The organism is Sphingobacterium sp. 18053 (assembly GCF_902706145.1).
GTDB lineage: Bacteria > Bacteroidota > Bacteroidia > Sphingobacteriales > Sphingobacteriaceae > Sphingobacterium > Sphingobacterium paramultivorum.
In genome coordinates this window covers 851,148-875,978 of record NZ_CACSJW010000001.1, presented here as the reverse complement: position 1 = coordinate 875,978, position 24,831 = coordinate 851,148, and the positions used below count along the sequence as shown (strand labels likewise).

General features: G+C 44.9%; 20 protein-coding genes. 12 read left to right on the top strand and 8 right to left on the bottom strand.

Going from position 1 to position 24,831, the window contains the following annotated elements:
• The first annotated feature begins 3 nt into the window (after positions 1-3).
• The 4 genes from GVK91_RS27600 to GVK91_RS03905 all read left to right on the top strand — a co-directional run bounded on the left by GVK91_RS27600 (position 4) and on the right by GVK91_RS03905 (position 3,902).
• Positions 4-567 (top strand): TetR/AcrR family transcriptional regulator, encoded by a 564-nt coding sequence (locus GVK91_RS27600; protein WP_153847785.1) that lies wholly within the window; start codon positions 4-6, stop codon positions 565-567.
• A 1-nt stretch (position 568) separates the two neighbouring features.
• Positions 569-1,966, top strand: a complete 1,398-nt coding sequence (locus tag GVK91_RS03915; protein ID WP_153847784.1) for an MFS transporter — start codon at positions 569-571, stop codon at positions 1,964-1,966.
• A 169-nt stretch (positions 1,967-2,135) separates the two neighbouring features.
• A complete protein-coding gene (locus tag GVK91_RS03910; RefSeq protein WP_153847783.1) occupies positions 2,136-2,960 on the top strand; it encodes an SDR family NAD(P)-dependent oxidoreductase in 825 nt (274 codons plus the stop codon).
• Positions 2,961-3,011: 51 nt separating this feature from the next.
• Positions 3,012-3,902 (top strand): AraC family transcriptional regulator, encoded by an 891-nt coding sequence (locus GVK91_RS03905; protein ID WP_159727057.1) that lies wholly within the window; start codon positions 3,012-3,014, stop codon positions 3,900-3,902.
• Between the two features lie 111 nt (positions 3,903-4,013).
• On the opposite strand, the gene GVK91_RS03900 is transcribed toward GVK91_RS03905, so the two are convergent.
• A complete protein-coding gene (locus GVK91_RS03900) occupies positions 4,014-6,272 on the bottom strand; it encodes an excinuclease ABC subunit UvrA (protein ID WP_153847781.1) in 2,259 nt (752 codons plus the stop codon).
• A gap of 48 nt (positions 6,273-6,320) precedes the next feature.
• Here GVK91_RS03900 and GVK91_RS03895 point away from each other — a divergent pair, with 48 nt between their 5' ends.
• Positions 6,321-6,752: a MarR family winged helix-turn-helix transcriptional regulator gene (locus GVK91_RS03895; RefSeq protein ID WP_153847780.1), complete on the top strand. Its 432-nt coding sequence runs from the start codon at positions 6,321-6,323 to the stop codon at positions 6,750-6,752.
• Between the two features lie 96 nt (positions 6,753-6,848).
• Here GVK91_RS03895 and GVK91_RS03890 read toward each other — a convergent pair whose 3' ends face one another.
• From GVK91_RS03890 to GVK91_RS03880, 3 genes are all read right to left on the bottom strand, one after another.
• Positions 6,849-7,208 (bottom strand): two-component system response regulator, encoded by a 360-nt coding sequence (locus GVK91_RS03890; RefSeq protein ID WP_153847779.1) that lies wholly within the window; start codon positions 7,206-7,208, stop codon positions 6,849-6,851.
• A gap of 239 nt (positions 7,209-7,447) precedes the next feature.
• Complete coding sequence (locus GVK91_RS03885) at positions 7,448-7,639, bottom strand: cold-shock protein (protein ID WP_070566563.1); 192 nt, start codon at positions 7,637-7,639, stop codon at positions 7,448-7,450.
• Positions 7,640-7,959: 320 nt separating this feature from the next.
• Positions 7,960-8,994 carry a fatty acid desaturase gene (locus tag GVK91_RS03880; protein ID WP_153847778.1) on the bottom strand — a complete coding sequence of 345 codons (1,035 nt, stop codon included), beginning with the start codon at positions 8,992-8,994 and terminating at the stop codon, positions 7,960-7,962.
• A 133-nt stretch (positions 8,995-9,127) separates the two neighbouring features.
• Between GVK91_RS03880 and GVK91_RS03875 the strand changes: the two genes are divergently transcribed.
• A complete protein-coding gene (locus tag GVK91_RS03875) occupies positions 9,128-9,397 on the top strand; it encodes a PleD family two-component system response regulator (RefSeq protein ID WP_153847777.1) in 270 nt (89 codons plus the stop codon).
• Between the two features lie 336 nt (positions 9,398-9,733).
• Here GVK91_RS03875 and GVK91_RS03870 read toward each other — a convergent pair whose 3' ends face one another.
• Complete coding sequence (locus GVK91_RS03870) at positions 9,734-9,982, bottom strand: hypothetical protein (protein ID WP_120336124.1); 249 nt, start codon at positions 9,980-9,982, stop codon at positions 9,734-9,736.
• A gap of 330 nt (positions 9,983-10,312) precedes the next feature.
• On the opposite strand from GVK91_RS03870, the gene GVK91_RS03865 reads away from it, so the two are divergent.
• The 6 genes from GVK91_RS03865 to GVK91_RS03840 all read left to right on the top strand — a co-directional run bounded on the left by GVK91_RS03865 (position 10,313) and on the right by GVK91_RS03840 (position 19,885).
• On the top strand, positions 10,313-11,530 hold the full coding sequence (locus GVK91_RS03865; RefSeq protein ID WP_153847776.1) for a hypothetical protein: 1,218 nt from the start codon (positions 10,313-10,315) through the stop codon (positions 11,528-11,530).
• 146 nt (positions 11,531-11,676) lie between these two features.
• Entirely contained in the window at positions 11,677-12,204 is a 528-nt protein-coding gene (locus tag GVK91_RS03860; RefSeq protein ID WP_153847775.1) for an RNA polymerase sigma-70 factor, read from the top strand.
• A gap of 92 nt (positions 12,205-12,296) precedes the next feature.
• Positions 12,297-13,301, top strand: a complete 1,005-nt coding sequence (locus tag GVK91_RS03855; protein ID WP_159727055.1) for a FecR family protein — start codon at positions 12,297-12,299, stop codon at positions 13,299-13,301.
• 38 nt (positions 13,302-13,339) lie between these two features.
• Positions 13,340-16,585, top strand: a complete 3,246-nt coding sequence (locus GVK91_RS03850) for a TonB-dependent receptor (RefSeq protein WP_153847773.1) — start codon at positions 13,340-13,342, stop codon at positions 16,583-16,585.
• Between the two features lie 26 nt (positions 16,586-16,611).
• Positions 16,612-17,976 carry a RagB/SusD family nutrient uptake outer membrane protein gene (locus tag GVK91_RS03845; protein WP_159727053.1) on the top strand — a complete coding sequence of 455 codons (1,365 nt, stop codon included), beginning with the start codon at positions 16,612-16,614 and terminating at the stop codon, positions 17,974-17,976.
• Positions 17,969-19,885: a TlpA disulfide reductase family protein gene (locus GVK91_RS03840; protein WP_159727051.1), complete on the top strand. Its 1,917-nt coding sequence runs from the start codon at positions 17,969-17,971 to the stop codon at positions 19,883-19,885. The genes GVK91_RS03845 and GVK91_RS03840 overlap by 8 nt, the downstream gene beginning before the upstream one ends.
• 235 nt (positions 19,886-20,120) lie before the next feature.
• Here GVK91_RS03840 and GVK91_RS03835 read toward each other — a convergent pair whose 3' ends face one another.
• The 3 genes from GVK91_RS03835 to GVK91_RS03825 form a co-directional block, all read right to left on the bottom strand.
• Entirely contained in the window at positions 20,121-21,920 is a 1,800-nt protein-coding gene (locus GVK91_RS03835) for a chloride channel protein (protein WP_159727049.1), read from the bottom strand.
• 132 nt (positions 21,921-22,052) lie between these two features.
• Entirely contained in the window at positions 22,053-23,228 is a 1,176-nt protein-coding gene (gene nhaA / locus GVK91_RS03830; protein ID WP_153847769.1) for a Na+/H+ antiporter NhaA, read from the bottom strand.
• The gene (locus GVK91_RS03825) at positions 23,212-24,669 is read right to left on the bottom strand and encodes a sodium:alanine symporter family protein (RefSeq protein ID WP_153847768.1); all 1,458 of its coding nucleotides are present in this window, start codon (positions 24,667-24,669) and stop codon (positions 23,212-23,214) included. Before GVK91_RS03825 ends, nhaA begins: the two co-directional genes overlap by 17 nt.
• Positions 24,670-24,831 lie beyond the last annotated feature (162 nt).

Sequence of the window (24,831 nt, the reverse complement as noted above, 5' to 3'; positions counted from 1 at the left end):
TTCATGAAACGAAGAGGGCAGGTCGTTATAGATAAGATTCTGGACACGGCAGAACGGTTATTTTACGCACAGGGCTACAGCAATACAGGGATTAATCAGATCATTGAGGAAGCCGACGTTGCAAAGGGCTCACTTTATAAACATTTTCAGACCAAGACGGATCTGCTGGTAGCGTATATCGAGCGTCTACATCAGCTGTGGTTGCAGCGGTTGGAAGCTGCTGTTGGCGAGGTTAGCGATCCTAAAGGGAAATTGCTTGCTCTTTTTGATCACCATACAAAACGGCAGGCGGACAGGCTATTTGGGGGCTGCCCATTTATCAAAGCCAATGATGAAGCCTATACGGACGATCCGCGCTTCACTTCGGAAATCCAGCGGGTGAAAGAGCGGAGCAAGAGCTTTATCCGGACATTGGTTGAGCAATCGGGCCATCGGCAGTTGCTTTCAGATGATGAACTCGTCGATACCATCTACTATATGCTGGAAGGATCTATTGTTTCGGCGTCGGTTTTTAAGACTTCGGCTGAGATACAGGGGGCAAAACGGATCATAGAAAAACTGATCTAACATGAAGACAATACAAAATAAATGGCTGGAACTGTTGATCGTACTCGCTGCACCGCTACTCTCCGTGATCGATGTCTTTATCATCAATATTGCGATTCCGACCATTAAAAAAGGAACGCATGCTACTGACGGGGAGATGCAGCTGGTTATAGCGGGTTACCTGTTGGGCTATGCAGCCTTCCTCATCACAGGAGGTAGGGCCGGGGATCATTTTGGGAGGAAGAAAGTATTCTTTTGGGGCATGGCGGCATTTACGATAGCTTCCTGCCTCTGTGGAATGTCACAGTCGGCTCTGCAACTGAACCTTACCCGGTTTTTTCAGGGGCTTAGCGCCTCCTTTATGGTGCCCCAGACGATTGCATTTATACAGATCTTATTTACGGATCCCAGGGAGCGTGCCAAGGCATTTGGCCTGTATGGAATAACCCTGGGCACTGCAGCCGTGATCGGGCAGGTGCTTGGTGGATACCTTTCGGATCTGCACGGGATGATCGAAGGCTGGCGGCTGGTGTTTTTTATCAATCTCCCTATAGGAGCTGTCACCTTATGGGCAACACACCGATATGTAACGGAAACGCCAAGACATGAGCATACAAAATTTGACTATACGGGCATCTTAATCCTGACCCTGGCACTGTTTGCGTTGATTTATCCGCTCATCCAGGGGCGCGAATCGGGCTGGCCGCTTTGGAGTTTCGGCCTACTGCTACTTTCAGCAGTTCTGTTCCTGTGGTTTACTTATGACCAGAAGAAAAAGCTGGCAAAGGGTAGGGTTCCGCTAATAGATGTCAGGCTTTTCCAGATAAAAGAGTTTAATATGGGGCTTGCGGCAGTGCTTTTTCACTTTATGCTGCACACGGCTTATTTGCTGCTTAGTGCGGTATATCTACAGAACGGACTCAGTGTTTCTGCGCTTGACGCCGGGCTCTATTTTATCATCCCAGGTATTCTTTTTATTATTTCATCGGTGTTGGCATCGCGTCTCATCATCAGGTATGGAAAAAAGGTGCTGCTTGTGGGGGTTGTGCTGCTGCTGACCGCTTTTTACCTGCAGATGGTATGCTGGAAACCTGGTTCCGATCCGCTGTTGGTGATAGGCCTGATGGCTATCTGGGGCTTCGGAAACGGACTTGTGCTTCCTTCACTGCTGAATATAGCTTTACAGCATGTTCCCGTGGCCTATGCCGGTGCTGCAGCCGGCATCTATTCGACCTTCCAGCAGACCGCTTCGGCACTGGGCGTGAGTATTATTGGTGGCGTATTTTTTTACTACGCAAAAGATGGCTGGCAGCAGGCGTATCATTACGGAACCATAGGGCTACTAATCTGCACCTGTATGGTCGGCCTGATCCTGCTATTGGTATCAGGTAAAAAACCGGTACAGGCATCTGCCAGCTAGGAGGGCTAAACTCCGCTCAAGTGCATAACAGAGCGCGGCGTATAACCAAACTAAAGGCGTACAAATGCTACAAAATGACAGCTCCGTAAATCTGTGCTATTCTTCAGCTCAAATGAGTTAGTCTACCCGCACCAATAGCGGTAATTTTGGATAAACAAAAAGAATAAAGATGAGCAAAATAGTTTTTATAACAGGAGCTTCCAAAGGATTTGGAAAATTATGGGCTGAGGCCTTACTTAAACGCGGTGATAAAGTTGCCGCCTCGGCAAGAAATATTGCTGCATTGGCAGAGCTGAAAGCTGCCTATGGCGATAATCTCTTAGCAGTGGAATTGGACGTTAACAGCCGTGAAAATGTTTTTTCCGCTGTCAACAAGATCAAAGACCATTTTGGCCGTATCGATGTGCTGATCAACAATGCCGGATTTGGCTTATTTGGTACCACCGAAGAAACATCCGAGCAACAGGCCCGTGATCAGATGGAAACGAATTTTTTCGGATCATTGTGGGTGGCCCAGGCCGTATTGCCGATTATGAGGGCGCAAAAGAGCGGCCATATTATTCAGGTTTCCAGCTTTCTTGGCCTGACTACGATTCCTTTACTGGGTTTATATAATGCGTCAAAATTTGCCGTAGAAGGGCTCATCGAAACAATCGGCTCGGAAACGGCGCACCTGGGCATCAAAACGACCTTGATTGAGCCCAACGGTTTTGCAACAGACTGGGCCGGAGCATCTGCGGTTCAGACTTCTTCGGATATTACAGATTACGAGCCCGTGCGTGCAGCCTTTGCGGCGACTGGCGATAACCCCGATACCTGGGGCAAACCCGAAGCTACGGTAGCACCTGTGTTAAACATCATTGATAGTGAAAATCCGCCTAAACGCATTTTGTTCGGTAAAATTGCCTATCAGGTCATTAATGATGTTTATACGAAAAGGCTTGAAGATATCCAAGGCTGGAAAGAGGTCAGCATAGCCGCGCATGGGCATTAAAAAACGCCCAATCCGCTAGAATATTTTTTAACTTTGATAAAATGAAAACCGATGCAACATTATAGAACCCTTACAGAACTACATCTGGGCAATCGTTGGGAAGCGCCACAGCATCCGCTCTTCAGCTTGGTCGGCTGTCTTTCGGACTGTAAACTGGGGGATAGGGAATTTACCAGCGACTGTTATGTGATCGCGTTTAAGAAGATTAAATCCGGCAATTTGATGTGCGGCCGTACGCGCTACGATCACAATAACGGTTGTCTCTTCTTCGCGAAACCCCGACAGATCATCGAGATGAAAAACCTGGAGTTCGAAGAAAAGGGCTATATGTTGATGATCCACGAAGACTACCTGCATGGTCATGAACTGTTCAAGGAAATTGAAAAATACAGTTTTTTCGATTATGAAGTAAACGAGGCGCTGCATCTTTCCCCGAAAGAGGAGCAGCTAATTTTAGAGCTCTACGCAAAAATCCAGGACGAATACGATACTAATCCGGACGAATACAGCCGCGAAATTATGCTGAGCCATGTTTCCTCCATCCTGAAATATGCGCAGCGCTATTACAAAAGACAGTTTATCGATCGGACGCAGGTCATCGGCAAAACAGCATCTAAGTTTAACGATCAGCTTCGGAATTATGTAAATCAGGGCCTGCTGGCAAAAAGCGGCCTACCGAATGTGGCCTTTCTGGCCGATCAGCTCTTTGTGTCGCCACGCTACATCAGTGACCTGCTGAAGCAGGAAACGGGCAAAACAGCCATGGAGCTGATCCATATTTTTATGATCTCAGAAGCCAAGAACTTACTGCGCATAGGGGAGAAAGGTGTTGCTGAAATTGCTTATGAACTTGGTTTTGAAAATCCATCGTATTTTACCCGGCTTTTCAAAAAGCAGACGGGAATGAAACCCCTGGAATTCAGAAAGTCTCAGCTGAACTGAGTGATTCCAATGTTGCAGCTTAAATTCACAGGAAATAGCACTATTTTCCTGTGAATTTTTCTTTATTCCAATCCTACAGGAAGGATCTTCCGCCTACTTTTACGGATAAAATCACTTTTCGGAATGGATATGTTGCTGTAAACAGGCTGCCGTTAGCGAGACAGTATCCTTGAGTAAATCGGCAACGGTACCTGTAAACACCACATTTCCGCCATACTTGCCGGCTCCGGGCCCAATATCGATAATCCAGTCAGCCTGTGCAATGACATCGAGGTTATGCTCGATAACGATCAACGTATTGTGGTTGTCCACCAGGTTATTGATAAAGTTTAATAGCTTTTCGGTATCGTTTGGATGTAAGCCTGTGCTTGGTTCATCGAGGACGATAATCTTGTTGGAGTTCTTCAGTTCTTTGGTTAGTTTCAATCGTTGTCTTTCACCACCCGAAAAACTGTCTGACCGTTGCCCCAAGGTAAGATAGCCCAGGCCAAGTTGGAGTAACATATCAAACGACTGACGGTATAGTTTGTCCGGGAAAAAATCATAGGCTTCTTCGACAGTCATATCCATCACCGCGACAATATTTTTATCATGGTAATGATATTTTAAGACTGCTGGCTTAAAGCCCGAGCCACCGCAGACCTCGCAGGTCTGTTCAATATCATCCATAAAGGCCAGATCAATTTTTTCGATACCGATACCCTTGCAGTTTTCACAGGCGCCGAGGCTATTCCGGCTAAAAAGTTTATCGGATACCTGATTTGCTTTTGAAAACAGGGTACGTATCGCATCTGATAAGCCCAGGTAGGTCAACAGATTGGAGCGTGCACCTGTTGAAAATAACGACTGGTCGATAATGGTGGCTTCGGGATAAAATTTGGGCAGCACTTTGTTGATCAGTGTACTTTTGCCCGAACCCGCCACACCGGTAACCACGGTCATTACCTTTTGGGGAATGCTCACCTGGATGTCTTTCAGATTATGCAGACTGGCATGTCTGATTTCGAGGTATTCGCTTGCTGATCGTGGTTTATTATTAATTCGAGGCCGTTTGGCAAAATACAGACCTGTTTTTCCTGTTGATGTTTTTAGTCCCGTAACCGTGCCGTTATAGACAATATCGCCGCCGTTTTTTCCAGACGCTGGTCCCATATCGATTACGCGGTCGGCGATGCGGATCAAATCGGGGTCGTGCTCAACGAGTAAAACGGTATTGCCTTTATCACGCAGCTGCTTAATAATTGCAGCGATATTTTGTAAATCCATTGGATGAAGTCCGATGCTCGGCTCGTCAAAAATATAGAGTAAATCCGTCAGGCTGCTCCCCAGGTTTCGGACCATTTTGATGCGTTGGCTTTCCCCGCCTGATAGGGTGTCTGTACGTCTATCCAAGGTCAAATACTGTAAGCCGATGTTGACGATATGTTGAAGCTTATGTTTCAGTTCGGTGAGAATGACATCAAAAGTGCTGGAATGTAAAGAAGCAACAAATTCCAGCAGCTCATCGATCGAAAGGGCCGTACAGTTGGCGATATTTTTGCCCGCTATTTTGCAGGATAGAATCGTATCATTCAACCGTTTTCCCTCGCATACAGGACAAGTTTTGGTAATGATAACTGTATTTAAAGCCTCCTTTCGGCTCAAGATTTCCTTCGATTGCTTCTTGAGGAATGCTTTTTCAATGCGGGGGATAATACCCTCATACTGTACCGTTTTGCCCCATTCCGGATCAGGCTGTTTGGGTTTGTGTTCGGCAGCATGCAAAAGGAGCTCCCATTCCCGCGGCGTGTAGTCGTTCAGTTTTTTGTCGTTGTCAAAATAGCCTGATTGGGTGTAGCGTGTCAGGCGCCAGCCACCCGGTTGAAAGGTCGGAAATCGGATAGCCCCTTCGTTCAACGATTTTTGTTTGTCGATAAGGGAACCCACATCAATGGTCTGCACAATGCCCAGCCCTTCACATGCCTTGCACATGCCCGTTGGATTATTGAATGAAAAAGCGCTTGAATAGCCTACAAAGGGTGTCCCCATGCGCGAGAAAAGCAAGCGCAAGGAAGCATAGATATCGGTAGCCGTTCCTACGGTCGAGCGTGCATTGCCGCCCAATCTTTTTTGATTGATAATAATAGGGACATTCAAGTTGTCGATTTTGTCCACATCCGGAACGCCGATGTGCTGCAGCCGGTTTCGGATAAAACTGCCCTGTGTTTCGCTGAACTGCCTTTGGGCTTCAGCACCTATTGTTTCAAAGACCAAAGACGACTTGCCCGACCCGGAGACTCCTGTAAAAACAGTAATCTTTTTCTTGGTGATCTGGAGAGAAATATTCTTGAGATTATTTTGCCGGGCATGTATGATGTGAATATGTTCCATAATCATTAACTTTGGTAATTATTAACTAAGTTAACTATTTTATTGGCGATGAACAAAACTGAACAGAAATTTTATGAAGTGTTTACCGATTTACAATGCTTCATCTTGGCAAATATGAATAGGGGCGACATCAATGGCGTTACGGCTACGCACTATAATATGATCGAATATATTTACCGCCACGATCATTGTATCGTAAAGGAGATTGCGCAGGCGTTTAATGTAAGTCCGCCTGCTGTTTCCAAGCAGCTCAAATTTTTAATAGCAAATGATCTCGTCGAACAGCAACAGTCCGCTGCCGACCGCAGGATTTTCAACTTAAGTGTAACGGAAAAAGGTAGATTCATCATCGATAATTCGGAGAATTTTAGGGAAACAGTGGCCAAAGAAGCTGCTAAAATCTTGAAGGAAGATGACTTAACGAAGCTGACTGAATTGCTCAATAAAGTGTTGATGGCCTGCTCAACCCCGACATGCTGAGAAAATCATGAATCATTAACATCGTCTTTTTAACTTGCGTTTCAATTTTAGTTCCTTTTGAAGCGCTCCGTACGTCACGTATATTTTTATGCTGTTTTAACTATTTTTTTTAACCACATCGACCATATGATCTAAATCAAAGGGTTTTTGAATAAAATCGTCGGCTTTACAGTCCGCAGCAACTTTTGCAATATCGTTGGCTGTCGATGTCAGGACAGATGGAAGTTCTTCGGTATCTGGATCAGCTTTGAGTTCCTTGATCACTTCGGATCCTTTTTTACTTCCTTTAATATGGTCATCCACAATAAGAATGTCGGGATCAATATCTGCAAGCTCTTCTATTGGTTCAGTTGTAAGCGATGGGATCACATCAAAACCCTCATCAACTAAGACCTCATCCATGATATTCAAGATATCTTCATTATCTTGAATAACTATAGCCTTCTTTTTCGTCATTTCTATTGAAATTTATCGCGTAAATATAGGAAAAAAGCGGATACAAAAAACAGGGGAACGCGCAATTTTCAGTTAGGAGAAACAGAACAAAAGTAATGCTATCAGTGAGCTGATAGCAATGTAGGCTAGTAGGGGGCTTAGGCCGTCATTTTTGCCTAATTTTTTAACAAAAAAAAACAGATAACATAAATGTTATCTGCTGAACTTAACTTAAAGAAGTTTTTAAACTTCCTACTTAATTATGCTATTCGCACATTAACTGCGTTAATGCCCTTTTTACCGTTCTCTAGATCGAATGTTACAGTATCGTTTTCACGTACATGATTGATTAAACCTGACGAGTGTACGAAAACATCTTGACCGCCATCTGTTGGTGTAATAAAACCAAAACCTTTGGTGTCATTAAAGAATTTTACTGTTCCTTGTTGCATTGTATATATGTATTAAATTATGTATTTATTAGAACTCTTTTGCTGCATACCTTTCCTTTAACCCTACGCGTTGGTAAAGGATAAATCGATCTGTCAACAAAAAATGAAGTTTGTAATTTTTCGTATTGACACTATCAATCTGAAAAAGGCAATTGACTTCATATGTTGATAACAAAATAGCAGCTGGAAAAACGAAGACTGAGAAGAAAGAGTAAACTCAAAAGTGTCAGAAGAAGTAATGGCAGAAGCCTGATTATTATTCAAATGTAGTTATAAATTATTGAAAAACAAAGTTTTTTATTTTCTTCAACCGAAGACTTCTATTTTCTAACTGATTTAAGATAGGGATTATGGTATTGTTCATAAAAACGTTTCTTGTCATCACGATAGGCGGTCACCGCTCCTAGCATATGCATCAGCTTGATATAATACCATGCAAGATCGACCTGATGAGGTTTAAATCCGCTGCGCGCGCTTTTTGGAAATAAGTGGTGATTATTGTGCCATTCACCCGCGACTATTCCTGGCCAGAGCTGATTGATGGACTTATCGTTAACACTGTAATCGATTCCCTGTCGTTGTTTATCTTTTCCTTTGGCATGCCCTTCATAATTGAATGTACGTACACCGATAGCCCAAAATCCGGCGGCACCAAAAAGACTGCAAGCGAGTGCATGCCCGCCAATAAGGTAGAATAATAAGTACCAAAAAGACCAGTTCAAAACCCATGAGATTACAGCATATAAAGGGTTGACATAGGATCCCCAGACTTTGTACTGCGCATATGAATTGGCGGGCACGCCGGTATGCTGCATGAGTAATTTCACCCGATTATACTCGCTTTCGCTCAAGGTCTTTGATATCGGTTGATGATTGACATCTGCTAGAAAGCAATAAAGAAATCCAGCCTCCGCATTATAAGGGTCGCCCGGTTGATCCGATTTGGCGTGGTGCACATGGTGCGATATGACATAGATCTCTTCAGGAATCACATTAATGGTAAGATTCTGCGTAAGGAAGCGCCAGAGCGGATTTCTGAATTTATAAGCCCGATGTGTACAGTACCGATGGTGCCATATCGTCCCATGGGTACCCATAATAATCATACTATAGATGAAAGTGGCCAGTAAGGTCCACCAGGTAAAGTAGCTTGTGATAAATATGAAAAAGAAGGGAATGAGGCATAGCACTTTTAACCAGCTAAAAAAGGGTAGCCAGTTTTTCCTGTCTCTAAAAACATTTAATCGTTTAAAAAATTCACGTAGTATTTCGCTACGTGTTGGTTTGACAAGTTCTCCATTTGAATCTTTCCACCCATAAGAAGGCGGTTGGAGCACATGATCCAAGAATGACATAATAATCCGTTAAAATTTAGAATTGCATCTTTAAAATGCGTTTGAATACGAATTACAATTATAATAAATCCTTAAAAAGTATAAAAATTTTTTTTAAAACCCCGTATTTTGAACTTCTGGCTCTTGACTAGGTATCAACACGTCAAAAAGTACGGAACTTATTACCCTAATTAATAGTACTCAACCCGATCTCCTAATAATTGACCTACAGATGCCCTGGTTAACAGGTGACGAGGTTGTGCGCGAGCTAAAAACAGCGCAACAACATATACACTTGCCCATTATCATGATGCCAGCAAGTGGTAAAGGGCAAAGAGTTGCCTCCGGATGGGGAGCAGATGCCTTTCTAGCAAAGCCGTTTGACCTTGTTGATTTATATCCGTTAGTAGAGAAAGTCATGTAGCTCGCGCTAGCCTCTATTGATCGTCCGGTTACCAGGTGATTGAATTCGTACTATCTTTAGGTATAGTTTTGAAAATACTGTCAATTATGAAATTCTGTATAGTCTACTGATTATTGTCAAGGGGAATTTTTATCCAAAGTATTTGATTTGGATTAATAGAAATAGTAAGAGGACCAAACTTAACGATAGTTTGGTCCTCTTTGCTATAATTGTGGTTTTAGTAATTCTTACGCATGTTTTTGCAGAAATTCTGCTTTATTGGGCATCCTCGTAATGGGGTAGCGAAACAACACAGTCTTCCGATTGCGTATTGCATGATTGATTGATCAAACGCAATTAATGGCTTAGCTGTAACTTTCCGATGAAAGGGCGATTATCAATCGTCAGTATAGCTTCTTTAATGGAATAGCATAGCTGGTAGCTTTCGCTCAGTGCTTTTTTGCTAGCTTCTATTTTGTCGTTTTCAACCTTATCGACAATCCAGGTTGGGTTTAACGGATCTGAACTAAATTTGGTGATTAATACGGTAAATCCTTCTTTCTGAGCACTGATTAAAGTGTCTTTTGTGATGTCTACTATTTTCATAGTGAGATAATTTACAAAAAAAAATACGAAACAGGGTCTGCTTCGTTCAGCCGATGGCCTTGTCAACATCCTGACAATTGAACGAAAATATACCTTCTTTATGGGATCCGGGCGTAAAATTTGAATGTTCAGCGATCGGTATATCTAGCGTGAAGCAGATCGCAAAATAAATTAAATGTAACAAAAGGCGATCTGTGGTTAACTAACCAACTCTGTTCTTTAGCAAGTTTTGTTCTAATTTCTTCTGCCGATCAAATTAGAACTTTTTCCCGATAGAAGCTGTTTAATAGATAATTTGTCTATTTTCGGGATCACATAATGCACGCCTTCATGAGATACATCGGAATATTAATATGCAGTATTTTACTTTCTTCGACAGCTTGTCAGGCACAGGATCAGGGAGCTTATTGGGTGGCGGTATCCTCCAATAAGATCAACCGCGAGCCGATGCGTGGAATAACGCTGAGCTACATGGAAATGCTGATCAAAGCTTTCCCTTATCTGGCCGTAAAAGGAAATGATATTCTCATCCCTTATCCAGATGAAAAGAGGATACAAAAACAGGAATTCACTTCTTTTACCAATACGCGGATAAAGTTGCTCAACAATAGGCTATTGGACAGTATCTATGGCATAAAAAGCGGCAAAGATACGCTTCGCATCAATTTTTATTATCAGGGAACAGGTGATGAAGATAAAAAATTTGTGCTCAACTATATTCCTATCTCAAAGGCCGCCTATGAAAAGGCGACTGCTGCCCTAAAACAGGAGCGCCGGAAAGTGTTGGAAAGTAGGCTGCCATGGGACGCTACCGGACTCGACTTTAACAAAATGCGGCCGCTTTACCTACAGGATATGGCGACCATGGATTTGATCAATCCCATCCAACTTGCCGACGAGCTGACGCAATCCTCCGATAAAACGGCTGTTGTATATCAGTCTGCTATATTGAGCAGAAATGACTCTTTGCAGCATTTTAAAACTTTTGGCATCGAGAATATGTTGCTGTCGGAAAGTATAGCCGCCAAAATCGGAAATACCACCTTCGATAACCTCGAATTTTATGTAGATTCCAACAATCGTAACCAAGGCATGGGTCTCCGCCAAAAATACATGCCTGTAAATGCCATTACGGAAGTTTTCAATAAAATTTCCAGTCAATTTCCATCGGCCAAACTAAGTTATTTTGGCCTACCAAAAAAGTTTGAAGATGGGGATATCTCCGGTATCCATATCAATATCGCCCTGACTTGGCATACCGAAGGTAAAGTGGTTAAACTGGTGGTCGAAGGCATACCTGACGCCTTATTTGACCGTGAAGTGGATCGGGATATTGCTGTTACGGATGACCAGAATGCAACGGAAATAAAACAGGTATTAGCACATTACCTCACCCTGATTGACCAGGCTAACCTCAGGGTATTTGTCATGTCCAGAGATTTTGATGAATTGCTCAATCGTAAGGAAAATAGAATGGAGACCAGGTTGCCGGGCCAGCTCTGGGAGTACGTGACCTCATGGCGATACCTGTACGATCTGGACAAATAATAATCAATTCCAATGCGTGCAAAGTTAAATTTTAAGAGAGATAGTCTGTTGCATTATTTTACAGGTTTCATTAGAAATCCATCATAAATTGACTTTCCTAAAAATAAAGCCTAATTTTGACTGATCAACAATAACTAAACCAGCAGATGAGTGTTACACATGTCCGACAATTGTTTACCCAACTTTACGAAGAAAATTGGGTGAAGTTGTATGTGCATGTGTTTCGGATGTTAGACGATCGTGACGAAGCCCGTGACATTGTACAGGAAATTTTCGCCAATCTCTGGGACCGCATGGAACGGCTCGAAATTGAACATTCTTATCAGGCGTATCTTTTTCGTTCGGCCCGTAATTTGGTCATCAATCGTATCGCCAGCCAGGATGTGGGCCGGAAATATGAACATTACCTGGAGCATGCCGCATCAACTCCTGAAATTATGCCCGACGAGTTGCTGCGCGAGAAAGAATTGGCCAAGCAGATCGATCAAGCGATTGAAAAGCTGCCCCGCAAAATGGCTTTGATCTTCAAAAAAAGTCGTTTCGAGCAGCGGAGTTATCGGGAGATTGCCGCGGAACTTGAGATCTCCGAACAGACTGTCAAAAAGCAGATTTACAATGCGTTGACGCTTTTGAGAAAAAAAATTCGAACTATTTTCATTTTTTTCTACCACTAAAGGGGTACTATCCTGTCTTCTAAACGGTAAACAGGATAGAACCTATGAAACAACGATTATCGAAACAATTACTGCAGAGGTATCAGCAGGGGATGTGCAGCGCCGAGGAAATTGCACTTGTCGAAAGTTGGTACAATCAGCTCAGTCAGAAAAACAACGACAAGGATATCCCGGAACTTGATCTGGCTGCCGAAGACCGGTATTTCCAACAGCATATTTTTGGACCCGAATTAAGGACTAATCGCCACCGCAGGGCCTATTTGAAGGTGGCTGCCAGTATTGTATTCTTTATGATGGCAGGTGCAGCGCTGTACTTCTTTTCTCAGCACCAACAGTCGCCACAGCCACTGCCTTTTAGTGTCGGTCAATTCCAGGCCGATCTGCTGATTGGCAATGAAGTGGTTAGCCTGGACGAAAAGAAACCGTTTAACCCGGCCTACATGGCGCAGGGGAAGGGGGATAACCTGGCGGTCAAAACCAAAAAGGGGCAAGAATTCAAGATGGAGCTTCCTGATGGGACCACGGTGTGGCTAAATGCAGACAGCAAGCTGGAAATAGGACCGGGATACGACGTCAACGAACGCTCGGTATTCCTGACGGGTGAAGCCTATTTTAAAGTGGCAAAAAATAAAGCCAAACCTTTTATTGTTCATGTCGGCAACACCAGCATTGAAGCCTTGGGAACCGCTTTCAACGTGAAGTTATACGCAAACGATAGCCAGCTCTTAACCACACAGCTCGACGAAGGTAAAATACGGGTCAGCAATGCGGATCTTCAGGAGATTCTGCTACCTGGACAGTCGATCGAACTGAATGTGCTGAACGGTGCCTTCCAGCGAAAGCAGCAAAATACACAACAGGATGCTGCTAATTGGAAAGACGGTTACTTTGAATTTGACCAGACACCGCTTCCCGAGATTTTGGCCGATCTTTCCCGTTGGTACAATTTTACCTATAGCCTGTCGCCCGTCTATAAAAACAAAGTCCTTAGCGGGAAAATCAGCAAAAAAGAGTCCTTTGAAGAAGTACTCAAGATATTACGGTTCGCCGGCATAAACTATACCATCGACAAGGACCGACTCGTCCTTGTTCCCTAACCAAACCCAAACAAACGCATTTTCAATCTAAATACCCTATGAAACAATCCGTAAAAACACTGCTATTGATGCTGATGCATGTCAATGGCTATGCCTTTAGCCAGCAGGCAGACAAGGCATCTGACCATGTTCAATTTAAACAGCTTGTCAAAGCCATTGAGCAGCGCAGCGATTATCGCTTTGTGTATGATCCCCATGAAATTAACCCCGACCTGCCTTTCGATGTCAATTTAAACAATGCCAATATCCCCGAGCTACTTAAACAGGCATTCTCGGCTAAGGGTATCCGCTATCAAATCATCAAAAACACCATCGTGCTCCAGGGGAAGGGGGGAGCAAAGGCGCTGCAGATGACCGTCTCTGGTCGCGTCAGCAATGGGGCCGGTGCAGCGCTTGAAGGGGTCAGTGTTCGGGTTAAAAACAAGATAGCCAGTACGGTCACCGATGCCAGCGGGCGCTTTAGTTTAAACGGACTGCAACAGGATGATATCTTACTTTTGAGTTATGTGGGCTACCGCAGCAAGGAAGTGAAGGTAGCGGACAAGGGCATTATGGAAATAAGCCTTGAGCTAGATCCGGGCAACCTGGATGAAGTGGTGGTTATCGGTTACGGGACATCTTCGATACGCAAAAATACGGGTTCGGTATCCAGCGTCACCAGCAGGGAGATCGAAACACAACCGGTACTAGATCCTCTGGCTGCATTGCAGGGGCGCGTTGCGGGACTCAATATCGCATCCAATTCGGGCTTGCCGGGCAGCTCCTTTCAGGTGCAGCTGCGTGGTGTCAATTCTTTGAGCAATGGCAGCAGCCCGCTGTACATTATCGACGGTATTCCATTTTCGGACGAAAGCATGAATCAGTTTACCGCTGCCAATGGCAACCAAAGCCCGCTCAGCCTGATCAATCCCAAGGATATTGAACGAATCGATGTACTTAAAGATGCGGATGCGACAGCCATCTATGGCTCCCGGGGTGGGAATGGTGTGATCCTGATCACAACGAAAAAAGGAAATAAGGGCGGACTTAAAATAGACTTTAATGCCAATGTGGGCTCTGGCAAGGCCATTCGCAACTTGAAGATGCTCAATACGGAACAATATTTGGACATCCGGAAGGAAGGCTTTAAAAATGATAACTGGACGGCGACAGCAGATAATGCGCCGGATCTGCTCACCTGGGATCAGTCCGCCTACAGCGACTGGCAGAAGGAGTTTTATGGCGCATCGGCCCCTTTCTCGACCTATCAGCTGTCATTTTCCGGAGGAAACGAAAATACCCAATACCTGGCCAGTGCCAATTTCAATCGTCAGGGGGATCCCTTGCCCGGCAATAAGAATTATCAGCGCGGTGGTGCGCTGTTGAACTTGTCTACGCAATCCAAAGATCAGCGATTTAAGCTCAACAGTAGTTTCAACCTCAACCTGGACCGTAACAATACAGTGCCGACAGATATTGCCCAGTTTTATAACCTGGCGCCCAATTATCCTTTATATGATGAAAAGGGAGACTATTATTGGTTCCAACAGAGTTTGCAGAATCCCGCCGCCTATATGGAGCGCTCGAGTGTTTCGAAATCAAAATCCCTGCTGGCCAACTTTTCTGCCGAATATGCGATCTTACCCGAACTGGTCGCAAAAGTCAATGTAGGGTATAACCTCAAAAGCATGGACCAGACGCGCTTGCTGCCCAATGCGGGATTTAATCCATTGACGAGCACGGGTTCCATGGCCTCTTACGGGAATTCGGATTATCAGTCCTATATCATTGAACCGCAATTAAACTACAGCAAAACAATTGGTAAACATGATTTTAAACTGCTTTTGGGTGGTACCTGGCAGCAAAGGGTCAGCGAAGGGAAATACTTCGATGGCAGCAGTTACCCGAGTGATTCGCAGCTAAACAATATCGGTGCTGCAGGTATCCTTGTGAACCGCAACAATCAGTATGCAGATTACCGTTACCAGTCTGCATTTGGTCGTCTAAATTATGCCTATGCCGATAAATATCTGTTGAATTTCAGCTACCGAAGGGATGGCTCTTCCCGCTTTGGGCCCAACAATAAGTACGGTAATTTTGGGTCGATCGGTGCAGCCTGGGTGTTCAGCAGCGAAGAATTTCTCCAGGATCAGTCTATCTTAAGCTTCGGTAAGCTACGTGCCAGCTGGGGGGTGACGGGCAATGACCAGATCGGTGATTACCAGTACCTGGATACCTGGGGCACAGGCTTTGCCTACCAGGGCATCACGGGGCTTTATCCGACACGGGTGTTTAATCCCAATTTTGGATGGGAAGAAATCAAAAAGAAAGAACTGGGGCTCGACCTTGGATTTTTCAGGGATCGTATTTTCCTCACGGCCAATTATTACAACAATAGATCGGATAATCAGTTGATCAATATTGTGCTAGCACCGCAGACGGGCTTCAGTTCGTATTTTGGTAATATGCCGGCCCTGATCGAAAATAAAGGCTTGGAGTTTGAGCTGAGCAGTGTGAATATCCAAAAGGAAAAGTTCAGCTGGAAAACCAATTTCAATATCACTTTCCCGTCCAATACCCTGCTAGAATATCCCGGCCTGGCGAGTAGCAGTGATGTGCGGCGGTACGTCATTGGCGAGTCCACACGTATCGTCCGTGGATTTCAGTTTACGGGAGTGGATCCACAAACCGGGGTCGCCCAATTCCGGGATGTGGATGGCGATGGGAAAATCAGTGATTTCAATGATTATGTAACCTTGGGATCACTGCTGCCCAAGTACTATGGTGGTATCGGCAATAATCTAAGTTATGGTAATGTGAGTCTTGGATTTCTATTTCAGTTTGTCAAACAGGAGGGACCATCCATTGGATATGGTCCACAGGCAACGACCATTGGCGGATTGGGCAACCTGGATGAATATGTGTTAAACCGTTGGCAGCAGCCCGGAGATGTGACCGATGTGCCACGCGCTACGGCTAACAGCGCCAACGAAGCCAACCTGGCTTACCGTAATTATTACCGGTATTCTACGGCCGTATGGGACGATGCTTCTTTTATTCGCTTAAAAAATGTATCGCTCAGTTACGATATCTCCAAATGGGCACAGAAGATCAATATGAGCCGCGCTGTGGTACAGTTCAATGCACAGAACCTCTTTACCTGGACAAGCTTCAGAGGTATGGATCCCGAGATGCCTGGTTTTGACCGTACTTATGTTTCGGATGTCAATCCCTTTGGTTCGGTACGGAACAGTGCCACGCCATCCATGCGCACGTATACATTTGCGGTTCAGCTCACTTTTTAATGATCATAAAACTAAAGACTTATCCCATGAACAAATATATTATCTACAGCCTTTTTGCAACACCACTGCTTAACATCTCCTGCAATAAATTTCTGGCCGTGGACCCACCCAAGACAGAAGTAGCAGCAGAGTCGGCCTTCAGTGACGAAAAGACAGCCACAGCAACCGTGGGCGGACTCTATACCAGTATGAACAATTACAATAACCAGTTTGCCAGTGGACTGATGACCATTGTACTGTCCAGTTTGGCCGACGATTACAACTCAGCCTTTACAAGCTACGATGAGTACAAATACAATAAACTGAGCCCGGCAACCTCTTATCTTGATCGGCTCTGGTCGCAACCCTATAGCTATATCAACCACAGCAATAAGATTATCGAGGGTGTTGAAGCCTCGGCGCTCAGCAGTACGGTAAAGGCACAGCTATCGGCCGAGGCCCGTTTTACGCGGGTATTCAATTACTTTTACCTGAGCAACCTCTTCAATAAAGTGCCCCTCATCACCGATACCAAGGATCTGGAAGCCAACAACCGAAAAGGTCCGGCCTCCAGGGAAGAGCTCTATGCTTTCATGGTGGATGATCTGCAGAAAGCTGCTGTCGATATTGCGGATGACTATCAGGGCAATGAGCGTACCCGCCCCAACAGAAAAGCGGTTGACGCGCTATTGGCCAGGGTCTATCTGTATCATGGCGACTGGGCCAATGCCGAAGCAATGGCCGACAAAGTTATCGCGGATAACCGGTACGAACTGTCGCGCGACCTCAATACCGTTTTTTTGAAAACGAGCAAAGAGGCCATCTGGCAGCTGCAGACCGTTAATCTTTCTACTGCCGGGGTCAACACCTGGGAAGGTTTCAGCATCGTTCCGACAGTAGCTACAGCACGGAGTTATTATCAGGTGTATGATTCCTCGGTAGCAGCCTATGAAGAGAATGACTTACGTAAAGCAATGTGGTTAAAGCCTTATGTGGTAAGTAATAAGACGCTTTATATGCCATATAAATATAAGCTGCGTACGGGCACACCTGTAACCGAATACAATACCGTTCTGCGCCTTGCCGAGCAGTATCTGATCCGTGCCGAAGCGCGGCTCAACCAGAATAAGTTGCAGGCGGCATTACAAGATATCAATCAGATCCGTGAACGTGCAGGCCTCGCTGCGTTGCCACAAACGATGGACAAGGCGGGTATTGCCCTGGCGCTTGAGAAAGAACGCCAGCTGGAGCTGCTCGGTGAATGGGGCCACCGTTGGTTTGACCTGGTGCGCACAAATAGGGCCCTGCCTGTACTTTCAAAAGTCAAAACAGACTTTAGTGAAAGCGATATCAAAATACCGATCGCAAGTGCTATTCTAATCACAAATGCTAATCTCCAACAGAATGATTAAGCTATTCAAATACGCATTGCTGCTGTGCCTGCTACAGGCAAACCTGCTGTTGCGGGCACAAGTGAGCATTTTGCCGCAAAAAGCAGCGGCCGGAGATACCGTGACCATCAGCTTTGACCCAGGTAAATCTGCTGCTACCCATAAGGAAGGGCCATTTTTCGTGGATTTCAACTATTCAAATTTTTACGAGTTCCCGAGCCGCATGGCCATGCAACAAGAGGGTGGAATCTGGCGTGTACGTTTTAAACTGCCCGCCTACGCCAACTTTTCCTGCTTTACGATCGCCGACAAAGACAAGAAATTTGTACAGCAGGCAAGCGATAGCAGTCAGTATGAGATCTACGTCTATAAGCAGGGGAAACTGATCGCTGGCAATTACCTGGGAAAATCATACAGCGTGCCGGTCCAGGATAAAACCTCAGATCATATCCTGGCTACACAGGAATATTACCTCAAAAAAGAGCTGAGCCTATATCCCGATAACTATGAAGCACAGCTCCGGCTGATTGTGCTACAGATGAAAAACGCTGGTCCGGCCCAGCAGGAACGGCTCTTGAAAAAGGGCTTGGCCGTGGTGGAAAAGAAATTCAGGAGCAATCCATTTTTTGAAGGGAACCTCAACAAGGTGACCATGGGTTATCTGATACTCGGGCAGAACCAAAAAGTGGATTCGATCCGCCAGGTGGTGATCAACGAGTTTCCCAACAAGAAGATCGGGATAAGTTATCGGCTCAATAAGTTGTTCCGCGAGCAGGATTCCACCGCCGTGGTCGCCAAGATAGGGCAGCTTCTTTCCCTCAAGACGGCCGATAATGAGGCGGCCTATGGCAGTGCCTATGACTATCTTTTTACCTACTATGTGCGGCATGGTGATAGCGTACAGGCCAAGAAATACCTGCCGCTGATTACCCGTTGGGAGCAGGATCCCTACAAATGGCGCGCATACAATCAGTATGTGCAGCTGCTCTTAGATCATAAGCTGATGCTGCAGGATGCGTCCAAACTCAATTTATATCTACTTGACAGTGTTGCGGTCTATCCCGTGAGTCTAATACGCTATTTCCCCGAAACGGGCTATCTGGTGGCCCATGATCCGGCCAAGGCGGATAAGCTTACTGCCGTAAAAGCAGAAATTATGGCCAATCAGGGATTTATAGCTGCTCAGTTAAACCAGTCCGAAGCGGCCCGAGACTGGTTTGCAAAAAGTATCCCTACACTCAAATCGGCGGCACTGCTCCGGGCAGTGGCCATGCAGTATCAGCAGTGGAATGATCCGAACAGCGCTATACCCGTATTGGAGGCAGCCTATCGGTATGCGCCGTTTGACCCAGCGATCAGGCAGCTTCTCGACAAAGCGATCCTTAAAAACGGAATGGACAATGCTGCCGAACGGCAGGCTTATTTTAGCAAGCTTGACAAGCAATGGAAACAAGGGTATTACCAGGAGTTTCAGAAAATCATCGGCAATACGCCATTTCCAGAAGACATTAGCATTGTTGATATGGACAAAAAACCTTTGCTCAAAGCCGATCTCCAGGACAAGATTGTCATCATTGATTTTTGGGCTACCTGGTGTAAGCCCTGCATCGCTTCATTTCCCTATTTGCATCAGGTGTACAAAAAATATGCGGATGATCCGCAGGTGAAGTTCGTGATACTCAATTCGGGCAGTGGAAACAGCTGGGACGATGCCTACAAATGGGCAAAGGCCAATCCCGCATTTGACTTTCCATTTTATTACAACCACGATAAAAGGCTCAGTAGTAAGCTGGATATCACATCCATTCCGACAACATTGATCCTGGACAAAAAGGGGAACATCCATTTTCGAAAGGTGGGATTTGAAGGTGAAAAGCTTCTGCAGAGCCTCGATGCCATGATCGAATACCTGAAAGAACTGGAGCACTAATAGAAAATGAGGCTGCCAGGTGGAAGTTCCTGTTTACACAGAAATTGTAACCTGAATCTGAAGGCTCCGGCTCAGTACATCAGCTTATTGAGCGATTGATCCATAAAACGTCTTCCTGCTAGGGAGACGTTTTCTATGATCTTTAACTGTGTTTTTATTGTGCGTTCGGCGGACACCGACTTCATTACATGACTAATTCGGTATAACGCACAATCCGCTGAATAATGAATAACTGTTATTCAAGATAATGCCCCTGGCGGATTAGCAGTGCCCTGTATTTATTGAATACGCTAGATTTGGATACAAAGCCCAGATATTTTTGCTCAGATCCAAGCACAGGGAGGATCCAAGTGTCTTCTTTGTTCATTTTTGACATCACAGATTCCATACTTTCATGAATAAGGACGATGTCATTGGGTTTTTGAGCCAATTTTTCAAATGCTGTATCCAACCCATCCAATTCGCCAAGTAGAATCGAGAATAGATATTCGCTGTTGACCAGCCCGATGAATTTGCCATCATGGCTCACAATAGGAAATATATTTCGTTTGCTGTGAATAATATCGTGCTGCCTAGATTTAGGGGTTTCATCCGGACGTAAAATCACAAAGTTGGTTTCCAGAACGTATTTGATGCGCATCATGCTCAATACGGAACGGTCTTTATCTTCATAAGATATAAGGTCTCCCGATTCTGCGAGCACTTTGGTATAGATCGAATGTTTGAGCACTGTTCTATTGATGAGGTAAGATATCGAACAGACAAGCATCAAAGGAACCATCAATGTATAGCCTCCGGTCACCTCTGCAATAAGGAACATACCGGTTAAAGGTGCATGCATGATGCCGCTCAGGGCGCCCGCCATGCCGGCTACCACAAAATTAGGAACGTTCAGCTCTGCAAACCCTGTCAGATTGATTCCATAAGAAAATGCAAAGCCCAATAGTCCACCCATCACCAAGCTTGGGCCGAATACGCCACCATTGCCACCACCATTCAGGGTAAAAAGTGCGGCAAATGATTTTCCGAAGAGCGTCAATAGGGTATAACCGAATACTACGAAACCCATATTGTGGTATTCGGAGAATAAACTATTTTTGACAATTGCGTTGAACTGCCCATTCAAAATTTGTTGTATGGTCAGATAGCCCTCGCCATATAGCGCCGGAAATACCAGGATCATAAGACCCAGCGCAACACCGCTCACCCAAACCTTGTTGTAAGGGTTTTTGATTTTCCGAAACCATTGGTTGACAACGACAGATACGCGCGCAAAATATACGGTGTATAAGCCTATCAGTACTGCCATTAGCAGGTAGAAGAATAAGGCGGATACCTGCCAGTAGGAATTAAAGTTCGTAAATAGGGGTTCACTGTAGAGCAGCCGCGAAACCACCGATGCCATTGCAGAGGAAATCAGCAGTGGAATAAACACAGGAATGGAAAATTCGGGTAGCAGAATTTCAATGGCAAAGATCATTCCTGCCAAAGGACTATTGAATGCGCCAGCAATACCTGCAGCTGCACCGCAGGCCAGTAGCATGGTCACTTCTTTATATTGTAATCCAAAAAAACGTGCAATATTTGAACCAATGGATGATCCGCCTAAGGCTACCGGAGCCTCTAAACCACAAGATCCCCCAAAGCCAACGGTAATGGCTGAAGTCACAACTTGTGAATAGATATTACTGGAGTCAAGCCGGCTTCCTTTTCGGCTGATCGCGTAGATAATGGGTGTTATGCCATGTTCGATCTTTTTACCTTTAATAAATTTTCGGACAAAAAATACACTCAACAGAATCCCGATTAATGGAAAAACGAGGTACAACGAATATTTTACTTTCCAGTCAATATCGTTCTGAATACTGGTCGCAATAAAATGAGTCAGTCTTTTTAAAACGGATGCCATGAGCCCGCCAACAATACCTACCAAAAAGGCCAAGATGATGATAAAGTTCCGATTAGAAACTTTTCTCATACGCCATTGGTTGATATGGTCTATTTTTTTATAGAAGGTCTTTTTAAAATTTGCCATTTTTGAAATATTCAGCACACTAACTTACGGACAGATGAAGTAGCGTGCGCCAATATAGTCATTATTGCAAGCAAATAATTTGTATCGTCTTATAGTAGGTATTAATACTAACGTATTGTTACATAAACAGGCTTATACACGACTTTTTTTGCCGAACACTGACAATACCATATAACCTAAAATTCCCGCCAGCAGGGAGGTAAGCAGAATCGATAACTTCGCTTCATTGATATGCAGCGCGTCGCTGAAGGACAGGATGGAAATAAATATAGACATCGTAAAGCCAATTCCAGCCAATAAGCCTACACCCAGGATATGTTTGAATGAGCTTCCTTCGGGGAGACTACTAATCCCCAGTTTAGAGCAGACAAAAGTCATGATTAAGATACCCAATGGCTTGCCTAGTAGTAAGCCAAGGCTAATACCTAGCCCCATCGGCGCGACCAATCCTGTAAGCATCTCGCTTTCAATGCTGATATTGGTATTGGCAAATGCAAATAAGGGTATAATCAAAAAATTGACAGGCTTGACAAGCGCATGCTCCAGACGTTCTAAGGGCGACTCAAGGTCTGTATCATTGGTCGGGATGGTCATGGCTACCATCACACCAGCGATAGTAGCATGTATACCCGAATGATGAATAAAATACCAGATAAATACACCTGGTATCAGATACAGATAGGGGTTCTGTATATTCATGCGGTTCATGACAAACAGAATAACCATACCGATACCTGCATACAGTAAGTAGGTGGTTTCAATACCTGAAGAATAGAAAAAAGCAATCACCAAAATGGCGATCAGATCGTCCACGATAGCCAAAGCGGCCAAAAATACCTTTAAACTTGCTGGAATGCGATTTCCCAGCATACCGATTACGGCCAATGCAAAGGCGATATCTGTCGCCATGGGTATACCCCAGCCACCTGCTGTGGCCTGCCCTGAATTGAAGCTTAAAAAGATGAGCGCCGGAACAATGGCTCCACCTATAGCGCAGAGGATCGGGAGCGATGCTTGTTTGGGCGAGGAGAGTTCCCCTTCCACGATCTCACGCTTGATCTCCAGTCCCACGAGCAGAAAAAAGATAGCCATTAATCCATCATTGATCCAAAGCAGTGTGCTATATTTTAAATGTACGGTGTCAGAATCGAAACCAACGGGTGTATCCAAAAATGATTGCAGCCCAGGACCAGCTGCGGTATTGGCGACAATGAGGGATAAAATGACGCAGATAAATAATAAAATGCCGCCAGCGTTACTTGATTTGAAAAAATTTTTGAATACGGTAAGATTAATCAATTGGCTCATCGTGTTGCGTGTTCTTTTTGGACCATAGGTCCATGTTCGGAAATTGAAATTTGGAATTGTCGAATACAGGGTCTTTCTTGGACCTCTGCTGCTCGCGATAGTCTGCATAAATGGCGACAACTTTTTTGTGAAGCAGGAGTATTGCAATCAGGTTGAGCCAAGCCATGAGACCAACACCAATGTCGCCCAGGGTCCAGGCAGATTTGGCTGTACTGATACATCCGACATAGGTGGATACTAATATAAGCAGCCGCAGAATCCAGATAAGCACGGTTTTATGTTGTTTTTTTCGGCTAACAAAGCTGATGTTGGTTTCGGCGATATAATAATAAGCCATAATAGTCGTGAAGGCAAAAAAGGCTAGTGCCAACGCGACGAAAGCATTTCCAATGCTGGGGAAATGATGCGAGACTGCCTGTTGGGTAAAGGCGGGCCCCATTTCCGTCGCCGGAAGGTGTTGGACAAGAAATCCTCCGGCTGGATTTTCAACATTATATTGCCCTGTAAAGAGAATCATCAAAGCTGTTGCGGTGCACACAAACATGGTATCGACGTAAACCGAAAATCCTTGGACCAGGCCTTGCTTGATCGGATGGGATACCTCGGCTGCTGCCGCCGCATGTGGTGCTGTGCCCTGTCCGGCCTCGTTGCTATAGATACCCCGTTTAACACCCCACGAAATTGCCATGCCGGCAATTGCGCCAAAAGTAGCTTCCATGTTCAAGGCAGATTTTACTATCAGGGCGATAACGCCAGGGATCTCTGTGAAGTTGAGGGCAATAATAACTAGAGCCATGAGAATATAGGCGCCCGCCATAAACGGTACAACATATTCGGCAACGGTGCTGATCCGCTTTACTCCACCAATAATAATAATAGCCAATAGCCCGGCAATAGCCAATCCGGTGATACTCGGCGACACATGGAAAGCGGACTCGACCGCTGCGCTGATACTGTTGCTCTGCACACCGGGCAATAAAAATCCGGTACTGATGATCGTCACGATCGCAAAGGTCCAGGCAAAAGTCTTGGACCGTAATCCTTTCAGGATATAGAATGCAGGTCCGCCGCGGTATTCGCCATCGTTTACCTCTTTGTACATCTGACCAAGGGTAGCTTCGACAATAGCCGACGCGCTGCCTAAAAACGCAATTACCCACATCCAAAAAATAGCGCCCGGCCCGCCCATGGCGATAGCAGTAGCAACACCGGCAATATTACCGGTACCTACGCGACCTGAAATGGCAAGCGAAAAGGCTTGAAAGGAGGAAATACCTTTGTCCGAACTGCTACCATTAAAAAGCAGACGGATCATTTCCCGTATCTGCATCAGCTGAGGGCAGCGGAAGCGTACGGTGAAGTAAATACCCGTTAGCAGGCAAAGGTACACCAGAGCGTCGCTCCAGATGATATCATAAATTTTATTGATTATTACGTCCATGTTGTATAATTGAATTCATAGGCCGCCTAAAAGTAGGGAAATCCAGGCAGGGCTTGCTGAATTATTGAATAGATTTTGTTTATCTATTTTTAGGAGGCTATAATAACTATCTATAGACGCTCTTTTATAGTCATACAACACGTTTTTTTACTGGAAATCTTT

What these genes read in the sequence shown, in the direction of transcription:
- nhaA (WP_153847769.1), bottom strand. Translation starts at nt 23,228, where the DNA reads ATGAGCCAATTGATTAATCTTACCGTATTCAAAAATTTTTTCAAATCA.
- GVK91_RS03850 (WP_153847773.1), top strand. Translation starts at nt 13,340, where the DNA reads ATGAAACAATCCGTAAAAACACTGCTATTGATGCTGATGCATGTCAAT.
- GVK91_RS03880 (WP_153847778.1), bottom strand. Translation starts at nt 8,994, where the DNA reads ATGTCATTCTTGGATCATGTGCTCCAACCGCCTTCTTATGGGTGGAAA.
- GVK91_RS27600 (WP_153847785.1), top strand. Translation starts at nt 4, where the DNA reads ATGAAACGAAGAGGGCAGGTCGTTATAGATAAGATTCTGGACACGGCA.
- GVK91_RS03860 (WP_153847775.1), top strand. Translation starts at nt 11,677, where the DNA reads ATGAGTGTTACACATGTCCGACAATTGTTTACCCAACTTTACGAAGAA.
- GVK91_RS03900 (WP_153847781.1), bottom strand. Translation starts at nt 6,272, where the DNA reads ATGGAACATATTCACATCATACATGCCCGGCAAAATAATCTCAAGAAT.
- GVK91_RS03845 (WP_159727053.1), top strand. Translation starts at nt 16,612, where the DNA reads ATGAACAAATATATTATCTACAGCCTTTTTGCAACACCACTGCTTAAC.
- GVK91_RS03895 (WP_153847780.1), top strand. Translation starts at nt 6,321, where the DNA reads ATGAACAAAACTGAACAGAAATTTTATGAAGTGTTTACCGATTTACAA.
- GVK91_RS03885 (WP_070566563.1), bottom strand. Translation starts at nt 7,639, where the DNA reads ATGCAACAAGGAACAGTAAAATTCTTTAATGACACCAAAGGTTTTGGT.
- GVK91_RS03905 (WP_159727057.1), top strand. Translation starts at nt 3,012, where the DNA reads ATGCAACATTATAGAACCCTTACAGAACTACATCTGGGCAATCGTTGG.
- GVK91_RS03870 (WP_120336124.1), bottom strand. Translation starts at nt 9,982, where the DNA reads ATGAAAATAGTAGACATCACAAAAGACACTTTAATCAGTGCTCAGAAA.
- GVK91_RS03855 (WP_159727055.1), top strand. Translation starts at nt 12,297, where the DNA reads ATGTGCAGCGCCGAGGAAATTGCACTTGTCGAAAGTTGGTACAATCAG.
- GVK91_RS03825 (WP_153847768.1), bottom strand. Translation starts at nt 24,669, where the DNA reads ATGGACGTAATAATCAATAAAATTTATGATATCATCTGGAGCGACGCT.
- GVK91_RS03915 (WP_153847784.1), top strand. Translation starts at nt 569, where the DNA reads ATGAAGACAATACAAAATAAATGGCTGGAACTGTTGATCGTACTCGCT.
- GVK91_RS03890 (WP_153847779.1), bottom strand. Translation starts at nt 7,208, where the DNA reads ATGACGAAAAAGAAGGCTATAGTTATTCAAGATAATGAAGATATCTTG.
- GVK91_RS03865 (WP_153847776.1), top strand. Translation starts at nt 10,313, where the DNA reads ATGAGATACATCGGAATATTAATATGCAGTATTTTACTTTCTTCGACA.
- GVK91_RS03910 (WP_153847783.1), top strand. Translation starts at nt 2,136, where the DNA reads ATGAGCAAAATAGTTTTTATAACAGGAGCTTCCAAAGGATTTGGAAAA.
- GVK91_RS03835 (WP_159727049.1), bottom strand. Translation starts at nt 21,920, where the DNA reads ATGGCAAATTTTAAAAAGACCTTCTATAAAAAAATAGACCATATCAAC.
- GVK91_RS03840 (WP_159727051.1), top strand. Translation starts at nt 17,969, where the DNA reads ATGATTAAGCTATTCAAATACGCATTGCTGCTGTGCCTGCTACAGGCA.